The sequence below is a fragment of the Gammaproteobacteria bacterium genome (assembly GCA_013151035.1).
Taxonomy (GTDB): Bacteria; Pseudomonadota; Gammaproteobacteria; order JAADJB01; family JAADJB01; genus JAADJB01.
The window spans coordinates 1-13,391 of sequence record JAADJB010000037.1; the positions used below are offsets into that span (position 1 = coordinate 1).

The 13,391-nt window shown below is 45.0% G+C and carries 9 protein-coding genes; 8 read left to right on the forward strand and 1 reads right to left on the reverse strand.

Annotated features, from left to right (window positions below; genetic code table 11):
• The coding region (locus GXP22_08350) for a CHASE2 domain-containing protein (protein NOX09479.1) at positions 1 to 1,128 on the reverse strand (1,128 nt) is incomplete at its 3' end.
• A gap of 108 nt (positions 1,129 to 1,236) precedes the next feature.
• On the opposite strand from GXP22_08350, the gene GXP22_08355 reads away from it, so the two are divergent.
• From GXP22_08355 to pnp, 8 genes are all read left to right on the forward strand, one after another.
• Complete coding sequence (locus GXP22_08355; protein NOX09480.1) at positions 1,237 to 4,644, forward strand: hypothetical protein; 3,408 nt, start codon at positions 1,237 to 1,239, stop codon at positions 4,642 to 4,644.
• 203 nt (positions 4,645 to 4,847) lie between these two features.
• On the forward strand, positions 4,848 to 5,306 hold the full coding sequence (rimP, locus tag GXP22_08360) for a ribosome maturation factor RimP (protein ID NOX09481.1): 459 nt from the start codon (positions 4,848 to 4,850) through the stop codon (positions 5,304 to 5,306).
• A 20-nt stretch (positions 5,307 to 5,326) separates the two neighbouring features.
• Positions 5,327 to 6,829 carry a transcription termination/antitermination protein NusA gene (gene nusA / locus GXP22_08365; GenBank protein ID NOX09482.1) on the forward strand — a complete coding sequence of 501 codons (1,503 nt, stop codon included), beginning with the start codon at positions 5,327 to 5,329 and terminating at the stop codon, positions 6,827 to 6,829.
• A 33-nt stretch (positions 6,830 to 6,862) separates the two neighbouring features.
• A complete protein-coding gene (gene infB / locus GXP22_08370) occupies positions 6,863 to 9,445 on the forward strand; it encodes a translation initiation factor IF-2 (protein NOX09483.1) in 2,583 nt (860 codons plus the stop codon).
• A gap of 46 nt (positions 9,446 to 9,491) precedes the next feature.
• A complete protein-coding gene (gene rbfA, locus GXP22_08375) occupies positions 9,492 to 9,860 on the forward strand; it encodes a 30S ribosome-binding factor RbfA (protein NOX09484.1) in 369 nt (122 codons plus the stop codon).
• A gap of 36 nt (positions 9,861 to 9,896) precedes the next feature.
• The gene (gene truB / locus GXP22_08380) at positions 9,897 to 10,814 is read left to right on the forward strand and encodes a tRNA pseudouridine(55) synthase TruB (GenBank protein ID NOX09485.1); all 918 of its coding nucleotides are present in this window, start codon (positions 9,897 to 9,899) and stop codon (positions 10,812 to 10,814) included.
• Between the two features lie 102 nt (positions 10,815 to 10,916).
• Positions 10,917 to 11,186, forward strand: a complete 270-nt coding sequence (rpsO, locus tag GXP22_08385; GenBank protein ID NOX09486.1) for a 30S ribosomal protein S15 — start codon at positions 10,917 to 10,919, stop codon at positions 11,184 to 11,186.
• Between the two features lie 47 nt (positions 11,187 to 11,233).
• Positions 11,234 to 13,324 (forward strand): polyribonucleotide nucleotidyltransferase, encoded by a 2,091-nt coding sequence (gene pnp, locus GXP22_08390; protein ID NOX09487.1) that lies wholly within the window; start codon positions 11,234 to 11,236, stop codon positions 13,322 to 13,324.
• Positions 13,325 to 13,391 lie beyond the last annotated feature (67 nt).

The window sequence follows — 13,391 nt, forward strand, 5'->3', positions numbered from 1 at the left end:
AAATATTATGACGATAAATAACCAAGTGATGGTGGCAATAAAATTTCCCATGTCTTCATTGGTACGTACATAGTTATTTCCGTATTGAATTAAATTGTCTAATGCCATTGCATGAAGGAACACGGATGGAAGTGTTCCATGAACAGGTGTGACTATGCGATTGTTTACGCCGTTAAAGTCGATAGCGTAAAATATTATTTTATCTCGCAGTGCTTCTTCTAGTTGTTTTTTAAAGCGATCATTTCTTGTGTCATCATAAATGCCCTTGTCGATAGCAATTAACTCATTTATGCCAATCATTTGGTGAAATGGACAGTCTGTGCTAGTAAGGTAGTCTTCTGGATTTATATCTAAAATACCCGAAAATAACCCTCCAATTAATTGCGAAAAGATGTTTTTCTTCGAACATTCCTTAATGGTTTGACGGATAACAGGAGGTGCTGGACTGTTCCCCCAAAGCACTGAAATTGGTCCCCTGGATTTTTTAGTGATATCGATGTAATTATCGGAGCAAGCATTGAATGGGGCATCTTTGCCACAACTCTCAACATAAAGTGCTGCCGCTACGGTAGGGATGTTGTTCTCTTCGAGAGGGTATCCTTGGATGTATCCGCTCCACCCATTGACTGTTAATTGCCCAAGCTCAGATATTTTTTTTTGGATAGGCGTGAGACTCTCTGTTCCTGTTCCTCTAGAAAAATACATAGGTACATTATTATAATCAGATGCCCTTTTTATTCGTCTGTACATGGCGTCAAATGTATTATCTGTTGAGCGATTCTTTTTAAAATACACGTCAACGAATATTGCTCTTGGATGGTAGTTTGCTATACGACTAATAAGATATCCGTGATCTTGGTAGAGGATAGGCCACTCATTAGAAGCGATTATTCGAGAATCATAAAGAGACTGGATGCTTTTTTCATTGAGTAGAACAATGACGATGTCTTTTTGTACTTTGGATGAATAGAGAGGAGAAATTAAACGATAGAATACATCCCGTGATGCATCATCACTTTGACTTTCCAGGCCAAAGGGATCGGCTATGAGTGCCAATATACCTGCGGTGCTGTACAGGATGCAGCGTACGAAGAATTGTAATAGTAGATTTCTTTTTATTTTTGACACAACCATAATCCATTAGTGTGAAAATCATTAGTATTTGTACAGGATATATAAGTTATGTAGTATGGTCAATGTTTTGTATTTATTGATAGGGTGGTCGTTATGGGGTCTATGAAATATGGAGAAACGATAATTCATGATTATCGGGAATATATTGACCACGATACATTGCCCGGTCAGGGTGATATAAAGACCAATTCTGAATTGATTGGGTATATCAGGAAGTGCATCAATGATCTGGGGTTAGATATATCATCAGGGATTGATGCAGAGTGCTGTAATGAGATAGTGATTGAAGATATTGCTGTCGTTGGCGATGTATGTTTTTCATCTGATAATTCCATGGCCTATACCCTTCATTTTAAAAATGTTGTTTTCATTGATCAATTATCATTTAAGAATAATAGCTTCAATCGTAATCTTGTTTTTTCCAACTGTATATTTAACAAGAGTTTTAATCTTTCGTTAGTGACGATTAATGGATTATTGAAGGTGTCAGGCTGTCAATTTGACAAGGGGGATTGTAAAGATGCAATCAAACTAGATCGTATCAATGTTCATGGTCATCTGGAGTTTTCATGTTGTAGTGTTTTTGGGGGGATATATGCGCCCAATATGTATATAAAGGGAAATGCCTTATTTAATGGTATGCAAGTGATAAAGAAACCAGAGATGAATGAAGGCAAAGATAGCAGTGATGAGATCTGTATACCAGATACAGTATATAAGGCGATATGTATGCCATATGCTAAAGAAAAAGCGCAGGATTTTCTAGAGCGTTATATATTAGGCAAAGAAAAAGTTTTGATATTATCAGGGTCAAATGTTTCAGGGAGTCTGGAGGTTTCTGCCTGTTGGGATAAGCCTACAGCAGATGTTGAAAATCATAAGATTAAGCAATTGGGATTCATTGGTGGTAAATGTGAGGCCAGTAATATTCATGTATCAGGGGATGTTATTCTTAATGGTACTTACTTTGGTGGTTATGTTGAATTCACTAATGCTCGGATCGGGGGGGCTTTTAAAGCGGGAATGATTTTCGACCCAAGCACTGATATGGTGTCGCCACTTTATCGCACAACACTGGGTGAACTATCTCTTCAGTGCGCATCTATACATGGGGTCGTTGATCTATGCGGGACGTACATCAGAGGTGATTTGAATTTAAAATCTTCCGAAGTGGGTGGTGGTTTGTTTGCCACGGGTAAAATCGCACTTATTGTGGAAGGTAAAACCACACTGTCAGGTGCGGTAATGGAATGGGTCAGGGTTGATGCTGGAAGATTGGATAGAGGTCTAATGATAGTGACCGGAACCTTTGGTGAAGTAAGAATTAGATCCGGTCTTGTTCGTGATGATAAAAAAGGTGATACGATTGTACCAACGGAGACGTCCTGGATTGATATTCGATCTATAGACGTAAGAGGTGACGTTGATCTTACTCATATTAAAACTAGAGAATCTATGGGGTTTGATCAGGCAAGTGACTATGAAACATCGCTTCAGTTAATATCGTGTTCTATTGGGGGCAGTATTCGGCTAGGGTCTGTAGATGCGAAGGCTATTATTTTTGATTTGGCGGATCAAACTGATTCGTCTGATTCGTCTGATTCGTCTGATTCGTCTGATTCGTCTGATTCGTCTAACAATTATAGGCTTCGAGGTGAAATATCTGGTGATGTCAAGTTAACTGCAAATAAGATTGGAGGTTCAATCGATCTTACTAATTTGATGGTTAATGGTAAAATTGATTTACGGGATTCTCAAATAAACGATCATATTTATGCTCCATCAGATGATAAAATAAATGGGGTAGGGTACGGAGTAAGTAAATCAGGGTTAGTGTGCGATGAATTGAATATGCAGTTAGTTAGTGTCGAGGGTGATGTTGATTTGACTGGATTGAGATTAAAGTCTGCGAATAATAAGTTAGTTGTCGTTAATGCGAGAAATTCAGTTATTACCGGACGTTTTTTGCTTTATCCTAATGACGCGAAGAATGCTTCGGGTCAGTTTTTGGAGCATGCAGACTTTGGGAATGGTGTTGTTGATTTATCAGGGGCGAAAATTGATCATCTGATTGTTTCGGGTGTCTGTTTTAAGGGTGGGGCAATAGATCGTGGTATTGTTCCGGAATCTGATGAAAAAAAAGATGAAAAAACTCATCTTTTTTTTGTATTTACCACTGCATTTTTTATAGCTTTATTGGGTGTGTGCGTAAAGGTGATTTTAGATGATATGCAATGGAATATGAGTTTTCATGAAACTCCTGCCCTCGTTATATTATTTTTCTCGTTGTTTTATCTGATAATATTGTTTGGTTTTACATGTGCAAGAAAAAAAGATTATGACGCTTCTGGGCTCGGTTGCTTAGATAAAGATCTTCCTATGGTGCCAACTTTATGGAAGGATAAGTTCCATGATGAAGGGAAAGAAGGGAAAGAAAATGATTTTTTATTGAATAGCTACATGGGTTCATTGCTTGTATTCGGGGCATTGCTAATAGGGCTGTTTTATTTTTTATATAATCATATGGTTACAGGTGATTTTTTCTTTCTGGGGTTGTTTATTGTGTCTGGGTATTTGGCGCATAGTCTGTTTGAGATATCGTTGTCTATAAATATTACCAGAAAAAACAGAGCGAAATGTGATAGCTCTGATAACGTTGATAGTGATAAGAAGCAAGAGATTAGAATCACCTTGAATATTAAGCAACAAACCTGGCGTGACTTGATTCAAATTATTCGGAGTGGTAATCCTTACAAAGAAGCTTTTTCTGAAAATAGCAGGCCTGTGCTCATAGTAGAACGTGCCCAGATTGGGCATTGGCAGATATTTGGTCATATCCCACATGTTATGGATCTTAGTGATGTAAAGGTTGATCGCTGGTCAACAGGTGCTCAGGAGGATGATCTGGGTCGGAAATTCCTACGAATTCTTGATCATGCTTCTCGATTTAAGAAATCGACTTATATGCAAATAGAGCAGATATTGAGGAATCAGGGTGACAGGAAGTTATCTGATCAAGTGCATCGTGCGATGCGCAGGCAGGAGCAGTGGCGAGAACCAAGGCGGCACCTTACTGCAATGATGATGATTCACTCATTGATTGGTTATGGGACTAAAAGTGCCCCTGTCCTGGTTTTTATGTTGATGTGGTTTTTGTTTTCATCAGCATGGATTGCATCAGAATATGTTGATGTGGTGGAGTTATCTACAGACACTGAACTCTCGTTATTGAAAATAGAACAAAGTGATAAAAAACGGATTGAGGTGATGCGGCTTAGAACGATTATGGTTCCCAGTAATACGCATGATTGGACAACCAGAGTCGGAAGAGGCTTGGCAATGGCATTTCGCTATCATGTGCCTATACTTGGTTGGGATCCATGGCCATATCTTGCGCCTAGAGGGGTGATGATGTGGGCCTACCTAAATTTTGTGGCTGTAATTCATTGGATACTTTGGCCATTGTTATTGACTAGCCTTATTCAGACGATTATTCCGAAGAATTCATAATGATATGAATCAAGTAGTATTCGATTGAATGTTAGGTGTTAGGGTATCATGTGAAATCCTCTTTTTGGGTTCATTTTTAGTCGATTCTCACATAACACTTGGCACTCTCCCCAAATTTTGTTTATAATACGCCACCGATTAGCTTGTTATGTCGGGAGTTAGAAGTGGGCCATTGGCCCATTTTTTGTTTCCGTAAGAGATAGATGCAGCAAAAACCGAAGACTTTGCACGAATTGATTGAACCTGTAGTTGATTCAATGGGTTATGAATTGGTGGGTATTGAGTATGTGCCGAGTGGTTCGCACAGCCTATTGCGTATCTATATAGATAAGGAAGGCGGGATCATGCTGGATGATTGTCAGAAAGTCAGTTATCAGGTGAGTGGTCTGCTGGATGTAGAAGAACCTATTCAGGGTAAATTTAACCTGGAGGTATCCTCTCCTGGGCTCGATCGGCCTTTGTTTAAGGAGAGTGATTTCGAACGCTTTGCTGGCCATCGGGTCAAGATACAGATGCATGGTTTTATTGATGGGCAACGTAAGTTCAAGGGTGTGTTGCAAGGTTTACAGGAAGGGCAGGTTATTCTGCTGGATAATGATGGGGTAGAGTTTCTATTACCCTTTAATGATATCGACAAGGCACGTTTGGTGCCGGACGTTTAATATCTTTTGGAAATGTAGTCATGAAAAAAGAAATTTTGATGGTGGTTGATGCGGTCTCGAATGAGAAGGGTGTCAGCAAAGAGATTATTTTCGAGGCAATCGAGTTGGCGTTGGCCACGGCGACCAGGAAGAAGCATAGTTCTGAGATTGATGTGCGCGTGGCGATTGATCGTGAATCCGGTGATTATGAGACCTTCCGTCGTTGGTTGGTGATGGATGATGAAGATGAGAATTTTGAATCGCCTGATTGGCAGGTCTTGCATGCGGCTGCGATTCAGCGTGACCCGGATCTTGCCATTGGTGATTATATAGAAGAGCCTATGGAATCGGTCGGTTTTGGCCGTATTACGGCGCAGATTGCCAAGCAGGTGATTGTGCAAAAAGTGCGTGAGGCAGAACGTGCCCTGGTGCTGGAGGCCTATAAGGATCGTGTCGGTGAGCTGGTGACAGGTACGGTTAAACGTATTGATCGTGGTAATATACATCTGGATCTGGGTGGTAATGCCGAGGCAATTATCCCGCGTGACAAAATGATTGCGCGTGAGGCGGTACGTCCTAATGATCGTATTCGCGGTTATCTGGAATATATTGATGCTGAGGTGCGTGGCCCACAATTATTTGTCAGTCGTATTGCTCCTGAGTTTTTGGTTGAGTTATTTAAGCTCGAAGTGCCCGAGGTGGGTCAGGATCTGATCGAGATCCTGGGTGCGGCGCGTGATCCGGGTCTGCGTGCCAAGATTGCGGTAAAGACCAATGATCCTCGTATTGATCCAGTGGGTGCCTGTGTCGGTATGCGTGGTTCGCGTGTGCAGGCAGTCTCTAATGAGCTGGCGGGTGAACGCGTTGATATTATTCTGTGGGATGATAATCCTGCGCAATTTGTGATTAATGCCATGTCACCGGCTGAGGTGGAATCCATTATTCTGGAAGAAGAGAAGCATTGTATGGATCTGGCGATTGATGAGGATCAGTTGTCACAGGCTATTGGTCGTGGTGGACAGAATGTACGTCTTGCCAGTCAATTGACTGGGTGGGAACTGAACGTTATGACCAGTGCCGATGCTGAGGCCAAGAGTGAGCAAGAGGCGAAGAGCTTGCAGGGCGTATTTATGGATGCCCTGGATGTGGATGAAGAGATTGCTGTGATCCTGGCTCAGGAAGGTTTTTCAAGTATCGAAGAGCTAGCCTATGTGCCTACCAGTGAGCTGTTGGCGATTGAAGAGTTTGATGAGGGGATGGTTGAAGAGTTACGCGGTCGTGCGCGTGATGTATTGCTGACCCGGGCACTAGCCAAGGAAGAAAAAATTGGTGATAAACAACCGGCACAGGACTTGCTGGAGATGGATGGTATGAATGAAGAGCTGGCCTTTGAATTGGTGGGGCGTTCAATTATTACCATGGAAGATCTGGCTGAACAGTCGATTGATGAATTGATGGATATCGATGGCATGGACGAAGAACGTGCTGGTCAATTGATTATGACTGCGCGTGCACCCTGGTTTGCAGAAGAACAACAGGGCTGATTTCGAGAAATATTTAAGGTATAGGCAGGCAAGATGGCTGATGTAACGGTTAAACAACTCGCAGAAGTAATACGTATGCCAGTGGATGAATTACTTATCCAACTAGGACAGGCGGGTATGTCATTCTCTAAAGATGATGATGTGATCTCTAATGATGAAAAGATGGAATTATTAGCTCACTTGCGTCAGTCACATGGCAAGTTAGATGATAAAGAAGCATCGACAAAAAAGGTAACGCTGAATCGCAGTAAGCGTTCTACCTTGAAAGTTGCTTCTGCTCCTACCGGCCGTGGTCGTGGTAGTGGTGCAACGACACGTACGGTTAATGTTGTTGTGCGTAAAAAACGCACCTATGTTAGTCGTAGTGCAGTGGAAGAAGAAGCTCGATTAAAGACTGAAGAAGAAGATCGAATCAAGGCTGAAGAAGACGCTAAGATTCAAGCGGTCGAGGATGCCAAAATCAAGGCCGAAGAAGATGCTAAGGCAAAAGTTCAGGCTGAAGAGGATGCCAAGGTCAAGGCTGAGGATGATGCCAAGGCAAAGATTAAGGCAGCAGAAGATGCCTCGCGCCAACAGACAGCAGATGCACAACGTATTGCTGAGCAGGAAGCCAAGGCTAATACAGATAAACAACCTCCTCGTAAGGCTAATGCTACACCTGAAAAGGATCAGCGTAAGCCAGGACGTGGAAAGGCAGGTGGTGCGGATAACAAGGCGCGTAAGGGTCGTTATGGCCGTGCCGAATTGCATGTGGCAACAGACAAGAGTGGTCGTCGTAGAAAGGGTGCCAAGCGTAAACGTACAGTAAGCATACAATCTTCTGATGAACATGGTTTTGCCAAGCCAACTCAGCCAATGGTGCAGGAGGTGAATATTCCTGAGTCTATTACCGTATCTGAACTGGCGCAGAAGATGTCGATCAAGGCCGCTGAGGTGATCAAGGTATTGATGAATATGGGCACGATGGCAACAATTAATCAGAACCTGGATCAGGAAACGGCGGAACTGGTGGTTGATGAACTGGGACACAAGTCGGTCCTGGTGAGTGATAACGAGATTGAAAATCGCTTGTTGGAAGAACTCTCCGAGGTTGAGGGTGAGTTGTTATCACGGGCACCCGTGGTTACGGTGATGGGACATGTTGATCATGGTAAAACTTCCTTACTGGATTATATTCGTTCGACTAAGGTGGCCGATGGTGAATCCGGTGGCATTACTCAGCATGTTGGTGCTTATCATGTGGAGACTAGTAAGGGCAATATTACCTTCCTGGATACCCCTGGTCATGCTGCCTTTACCTCGATGCGTGCGCGTGGTGCACAACTAACCGATATCGTTATTTTGGTGGTGGCTGCTGATGATGGTGTGATGCCTCAGACGATTGAAGCCATAAAACATGCCAAGGCGGGTGAAGTTCCATTAATTATTGCTGTTAATAAGATTGATCGAGAGGCTGCTGATCCTGAACGGGTCAAGAATGAGTTGTCTCAGCATGATGTTATTCCCGAAGATTGGGGCGGTGATGCTATCTTTGTCAATGTGTCTGCCAAGACTGGTGAAGGCGTTGATAATCTGCTGGAGGCGATCTCGTTACAGGCAGAGATGATGGAGTTGACCGCTGTTGAGGAATGTCCTGCCAATGGTATTGTGATTGAATCTAGTCTGGATCGCGGGCGTGGCCCGGTAGCAACTATCCTGATTCGTAACGGTATCTTGAAACGTGGTGATGTCATCCTGACCGGTAGTGAGTATGGTCGTGTGCGTGCTATGTTTGATGAAGATGGCAATGTTATTGATCAGGCCGGTCCTGTGACTCCTGTTGTTGTTTTGGGTCTGTCGGGTGTGCCACATGCGGGTAACGAGATGCATGTGGTTGAGAATGAGCGTAAGGCGCGTGAGATTGCTGTGTTCAGAAAGGATAAGGACAGAGATCAGAAGTTAGCGCATCAACAGCAGGCGCGTTTGGAAGATGCCTTTTCTACCATGAGTTCAGGTAAGGTCGAGGCGTTGAATCTGGTGATTAAGGCCGATGTGCAGGGTAGTATGGAGGCATTGCGTGAATCACTGAATAAATTATCAACCGATGAGGTCAGGGTTAATATCGTTGCCGGTGGTGTCGGCGGTATCAACGAATCCGATGTCGGTCTGGCATTGGCGTCGCGTGCAATTATGCTTGGTTTTAATGTCCGTGCGGATGCGACCTCGCGTAAGTTGATTGAAGAAAATGATATCGATCTACACTATTACAGTGTGATCTATGACGTGATTGATGAGGTGAAGAAGGCACTGAGTGGCATGCTTTCTCCCGAGGTTAGAGAAGAGATTGTCGGTCTTGCTGAGGTTAAGGATGTCTTCCGTTCCTCCAAATTTGGCACCATCGCGGGTAGCATGGTAATTGAGGGCAGTATTCGTCGTAGCTTGCCGATTCGCGTGTTGCGCGATGATGTGGTGATCTATGAAGGTGAGCTGGAGTCATTACGTCGTCACAAGGATGATGTGAATGAGGTTCGTTCAGGTACTGAGTGTGGTATTGGTGTTAAGAACTACACTGATGTGCACGTAGGTGATCAGATCGAAGTCTTTGAACGAACCGAGGTTGCCAGAACGATTGATTAGTTGTTGGTCTTGATCTACAACTTGTTTATTTTAGTCTAATTGTATTATGCCTAGAGATTTCTCCAGAACACGTCGAGTGGGTGAACAGATTCAGCGTGATCTGTCGAGCCTGATTCGTGAACAAATCAAAGATCCACGTCTGGGTATGGTGAGTATATCGGGTGTTGAAGTGGTGCGCGATCTGTCACATGCCAAAGTCTATATCAGTATATTGGGTGATGAGGCATCGGCTAAGGAATCAATGGCCGTGCTGGAACGTGCGGCGGGTTTTCTGCGTCATCGGTTAGGACAAATGCTGCTGACTCGCACCGTTCCTCAGTTGCACTTTGTCCATGATGTATCCATTGAGCAAGGTGAACGTCTCGATGCCTTGATTAGTCAGGCGATTGCTGAAGATGAGAGCAATGAGAACTGAGTCTGTATTAAATATTAGCTACAACGGATAGAATTTATGGCACGTCATCGTCGTCCAAAAGGTAGAATTGTTCATGGTATCCTGTTGTTGGATAAGCCCTTGGGTTTAACTTCCAATGAGGCACTGCAACGCGTCAAGAATTTGTTTTATGCGCGTAAGGCGGGGCATACCGGGAGTCTTGATCCGCTTGCCAGTGGTATGTTGCCACTTTGTCTGGGTGAGGCAACCAAGGTCTCGGCCTTTTTGCTGGATGCAGACAAGCGTTATCGGGTCGAGGCGACTCTGGGTATCAAAACAGCCACCGGTGATGCTGAGGGCGATGTGTTGGAAGAGCGTGAAGTACCAGCCTTGACTGAGCAACAGGTGGAACAGGTGTTGTGTGCTTTTCGTGGCAAGATCAAACAGATCCCGCCGATGTATTCAGCCCTGAAGCACAAGGGTGAACGGCTGTATAAACTGGCGCGTCAGGGGATTGAGGTTGAACGTGAAGCGCGTGAGGTCGAGATCATGGATCTGCAATTGACACGTCTGGAGTCGCCTCTGTTTGAGATTGAGGTGCATTGCAGTAAGGGTACTTACATCCGCACTCTGGTTGAGGATATTGGTGAGGCTCTGGGCTGTGGTGCCTATGTGTCGGCGCTACGCCGTACCAGCGTCGGGCCGTTTCAGGGTGACATGGTGACATTGGATGAACTGGAGGCGATGCATGCCGAGGATTCCCGTTCTCTGGATAGTAAACTGCTTAAGGTGGAGGCTGCGTTGGCTGCCTTCCCAGCGGTATCATTAACGGCTGATTCGGCCTTTTATATCCAGCAGGGGCAAGCGGTACTGGTGCCTAAGGCACCGACCAGTGGCATGGTGCGCCTGTTTCAGGGTGAAAAACAATTTCTGGGCATGGGAGAAATCCTTGATGATGGTCGGGTAGCACCCAAGCGCTTGATTAAAACCGGATAAACGCAAATTTTTTTGATGTATTTTTATGTAAAACTTGTCTCAAAACCGTGTCGCGCGTACAATATGCCGGCTTAGAAGTAGACACCTTTAGGAGTAAATTCAATGTCTTTGAATGCAGAACAAAAAGGCCAGATTGTTAGTGAATATCAGCGTAGTCAGGGCGATACCGGTTCCCCGGAAGTACAGGTTGCCCTGTTGACTGCCAATATTCAGCATCTGACCGAACATTTTAATACCCATAAGAAAGATCACCATTCACGTCGTGGTCTGTTACAGATGGTTAATCAGCGTCGTAAGTTACTTGATTATCTTAAGGGTAAGAGCAGCCAGCGTTATCAGGATTTGATTGCAAGCCTGGGTCTGCGTCGCTAGTTTTTTCGATAGTCTATTTTACTTCAACATAAGATCAAGGAACCCCTGTGAATCCTATTAAAAAGACGTTTCAGTTTGGTGAGCACACCGTTACATTAGAAACCGGTGAGATTGCACGACAGGCGAGTGGTGCTGTCATGGTGAGTATCGGTGATACCTCGGTATTTTGTACCGCTGTGGGCATCAAGGATGCAGGTGAGGGGCGTGACTTCTTCCCGTTGACCGTGAACTATCAGGAACGTACTTATGCTGCGGGCAAAATTCCAGGTGGCTTCTTCCGTCGTGAAGGTCGTCCTTCTGAGTCTGAGACCCTGATCTGTCGTTTAATTGATCGCCCATTGCGCCCGTTATTTCCTAAAGGTTTTACTAATGAGGTGCAGGTGATTGCGACCGTGGTTTCGGTTGATCCTGATATTGATCCTGATATTCCTGCTCTGATTGGTTCATCGGCTGCATTAGCTATCTCGGGTATGCCGTTTAATGGCCCGGTGGGTGCTGCTCGTGTTGGTTATATCAATGGTGAGTATGTTTTGAATCCCACCATTAGTCAGCTGGAAGATTCGGATCTGGATCTGGTCGTGGCAGGTACTGAAGATGCCGTGTTGATGGTGGAGTCCGAGGCCAGTGGTCTGTCTGAAGAGGTGATGCTGGGTTCTGTGATCTATGGTCATGAACAGATGCAGGTGGTTGTTACTGCGATTAAGGAGCTGGCAGCCGAGGTAGCAACACCCTCCTGGAACTGGCAGGCACCTGAGCCTAATGAGGCCGTGAATGAGGCCGTTCTGGCCGCCGGTGAAACTTCTCTGTCCGATGCTTATCAGATTGCTGACAAGCAGGATCGTTATGCCATGCTGGGTGATATCCGTGGCTTGATCAAGGAACAGCTGGTAGGTGGTGATGATGCTACATTCAGCAAAGAAGAAGTTAGTGGTGCGATTGAAAATCTGGAGAAGACGATTGTACGTTCGCGTATCATCTCTGGTGGTTCCCGTATTGATGGTCGTGATACCACAACGGTACGTCCCATTACCGTGCGTACCGGTGTGTTACCTCGTACTCATGGTTCAGCCCTGTTTACTCGTGGTGAGACCCAGGCATTAGTAGTGACCACCTTGGGTACGGCGCGTGATGCACAGATCATTGATTCGCTTCAGGGTGAACGTCGTGATCCTTTCATGTTGCACTATAATTTCCCTCCTTACTGCGTCGGCGAGACCGGTTTTACCGGTAGTCCAAAACGTCGTGAGATCGGTCATGGTCGTCTGGCAAAACGCGGTGTTGCTGCGATGATGCCGGATGTCGATGATTTCCCCTACACCATTCGTGTGGTTTCTGAGATTACCGAATCCAATGGTTCCAGTTCCATGGCCAGTGTCTGTGGTAGCTCACTGTCGATGATGGATGCGGGTGTGCCATTAAAGGCCCCGGTTGCCGGTGTAGCCATGGGTCTGATCAAGGAAGGTGATAAATTTGCCGTCCTGACCGACATCATGGGTGATGAAGATCATCTCGGTGATATGGACTTTAAAGTTGCCGGTACTGAAGCCGGTGTGACCGCGTTGCAGATGGATATCAAGATCGAGGGTATTACCCGTGAGATCATGGAACAGGCATTGGCACAGGCGCATGATGCCCGTATCCATATCCTGGGTGAGATGAACAAGGTTCTCAGTAGTGCGCGTGAAGAGATGTCTGATTATGCACCACGTTATACTACTTTCAAGATTAACCCAGACAAGATCCGTGATGTGATTGGTAAGGGTGGTGCAACTATTCGTGCGCTGACCGAAGAGACCGGCACCTCGATTGATATTAATGATGAAGGTATGATCAAGATTGCCTCGGTGGATGCCACCAGTGCGGAAGAGGCCAAGCGTCGCATCATACAGTTAACCGCTGATGTTGAAGTGGGCATGATCTATGAAGGCAAGGTTGCCAAGTTGATGGACTTTGGTGCCTTTGTCACCATCCTGCCCGGTAAGGATGGTCTGGTTCATATCTCACAGATCTCTGAAGAACGAGTACAGAATGTCAGTGACAAGCTATCAGAGGGTGACGTTATTCGCGTCAAGGTACTGGAAGTCGACAAGCAAGGTCGTATTCGTTTAAGTATGAAGGCGGTTGCCGAAGGCGAGTAGCTTAAAACCGGGGACAGACCACGATTAACCCCAGCGTACCATAGGCACGCTGGGGTTAATCGTGGTC

What these genes read in the sequence shown, in the direction of transcription:
- rpsO (NOX09486.1), top strand. Translation starts at nt 10,917, where the DNA reads ATGTCTTTGAATGCAGAACAAAAAGGCCAGATTGTTAGTGAATATCAG.
- rbfA (NOX09484.1), top strand. Translation starts at nt 9,492, where the DNA reads ATGCCTAGAGATTTCTCCAGAACACGTCGAGTGGGTGAACAGATTCAG.
- rimP (NOX09481.1), top strand. Translation starts at nt 4,848, where the DNA reads ATGCAGCAAAAACCGAAGACTTTGCACGAATTGATTGAACCTGTAGTT.
- nusA (NOX09482.1), top strand. Translation starts at nt 5,327, where the DNA reads ATGAAAAAAGAAATTTTGATGGTGGTTGATGCGGTCTCGAATGAGAAG.
- truB (NOX09485.1), top strand. Translation starts at nt 9,897, where the DNA reads ATGGCACGTCATCGTCGTCCAAAAGGTAGAATTGTTCATGGTATCCTG.
- GXP22_08355 (NOX09480.1), top strand. Translation starts at nt 1,237, where the DNA reads ATGAAATATGGAGAAACGATAATTCATGATTATCGGGAATATATTGAC.
- infB (NOX09483.1), top strand. Translation starts at nt 6,863, where the DNA reads ATGGCTGATGTAACGGTTAAACAACTCGCAGAAGTAATACGTATGCCA.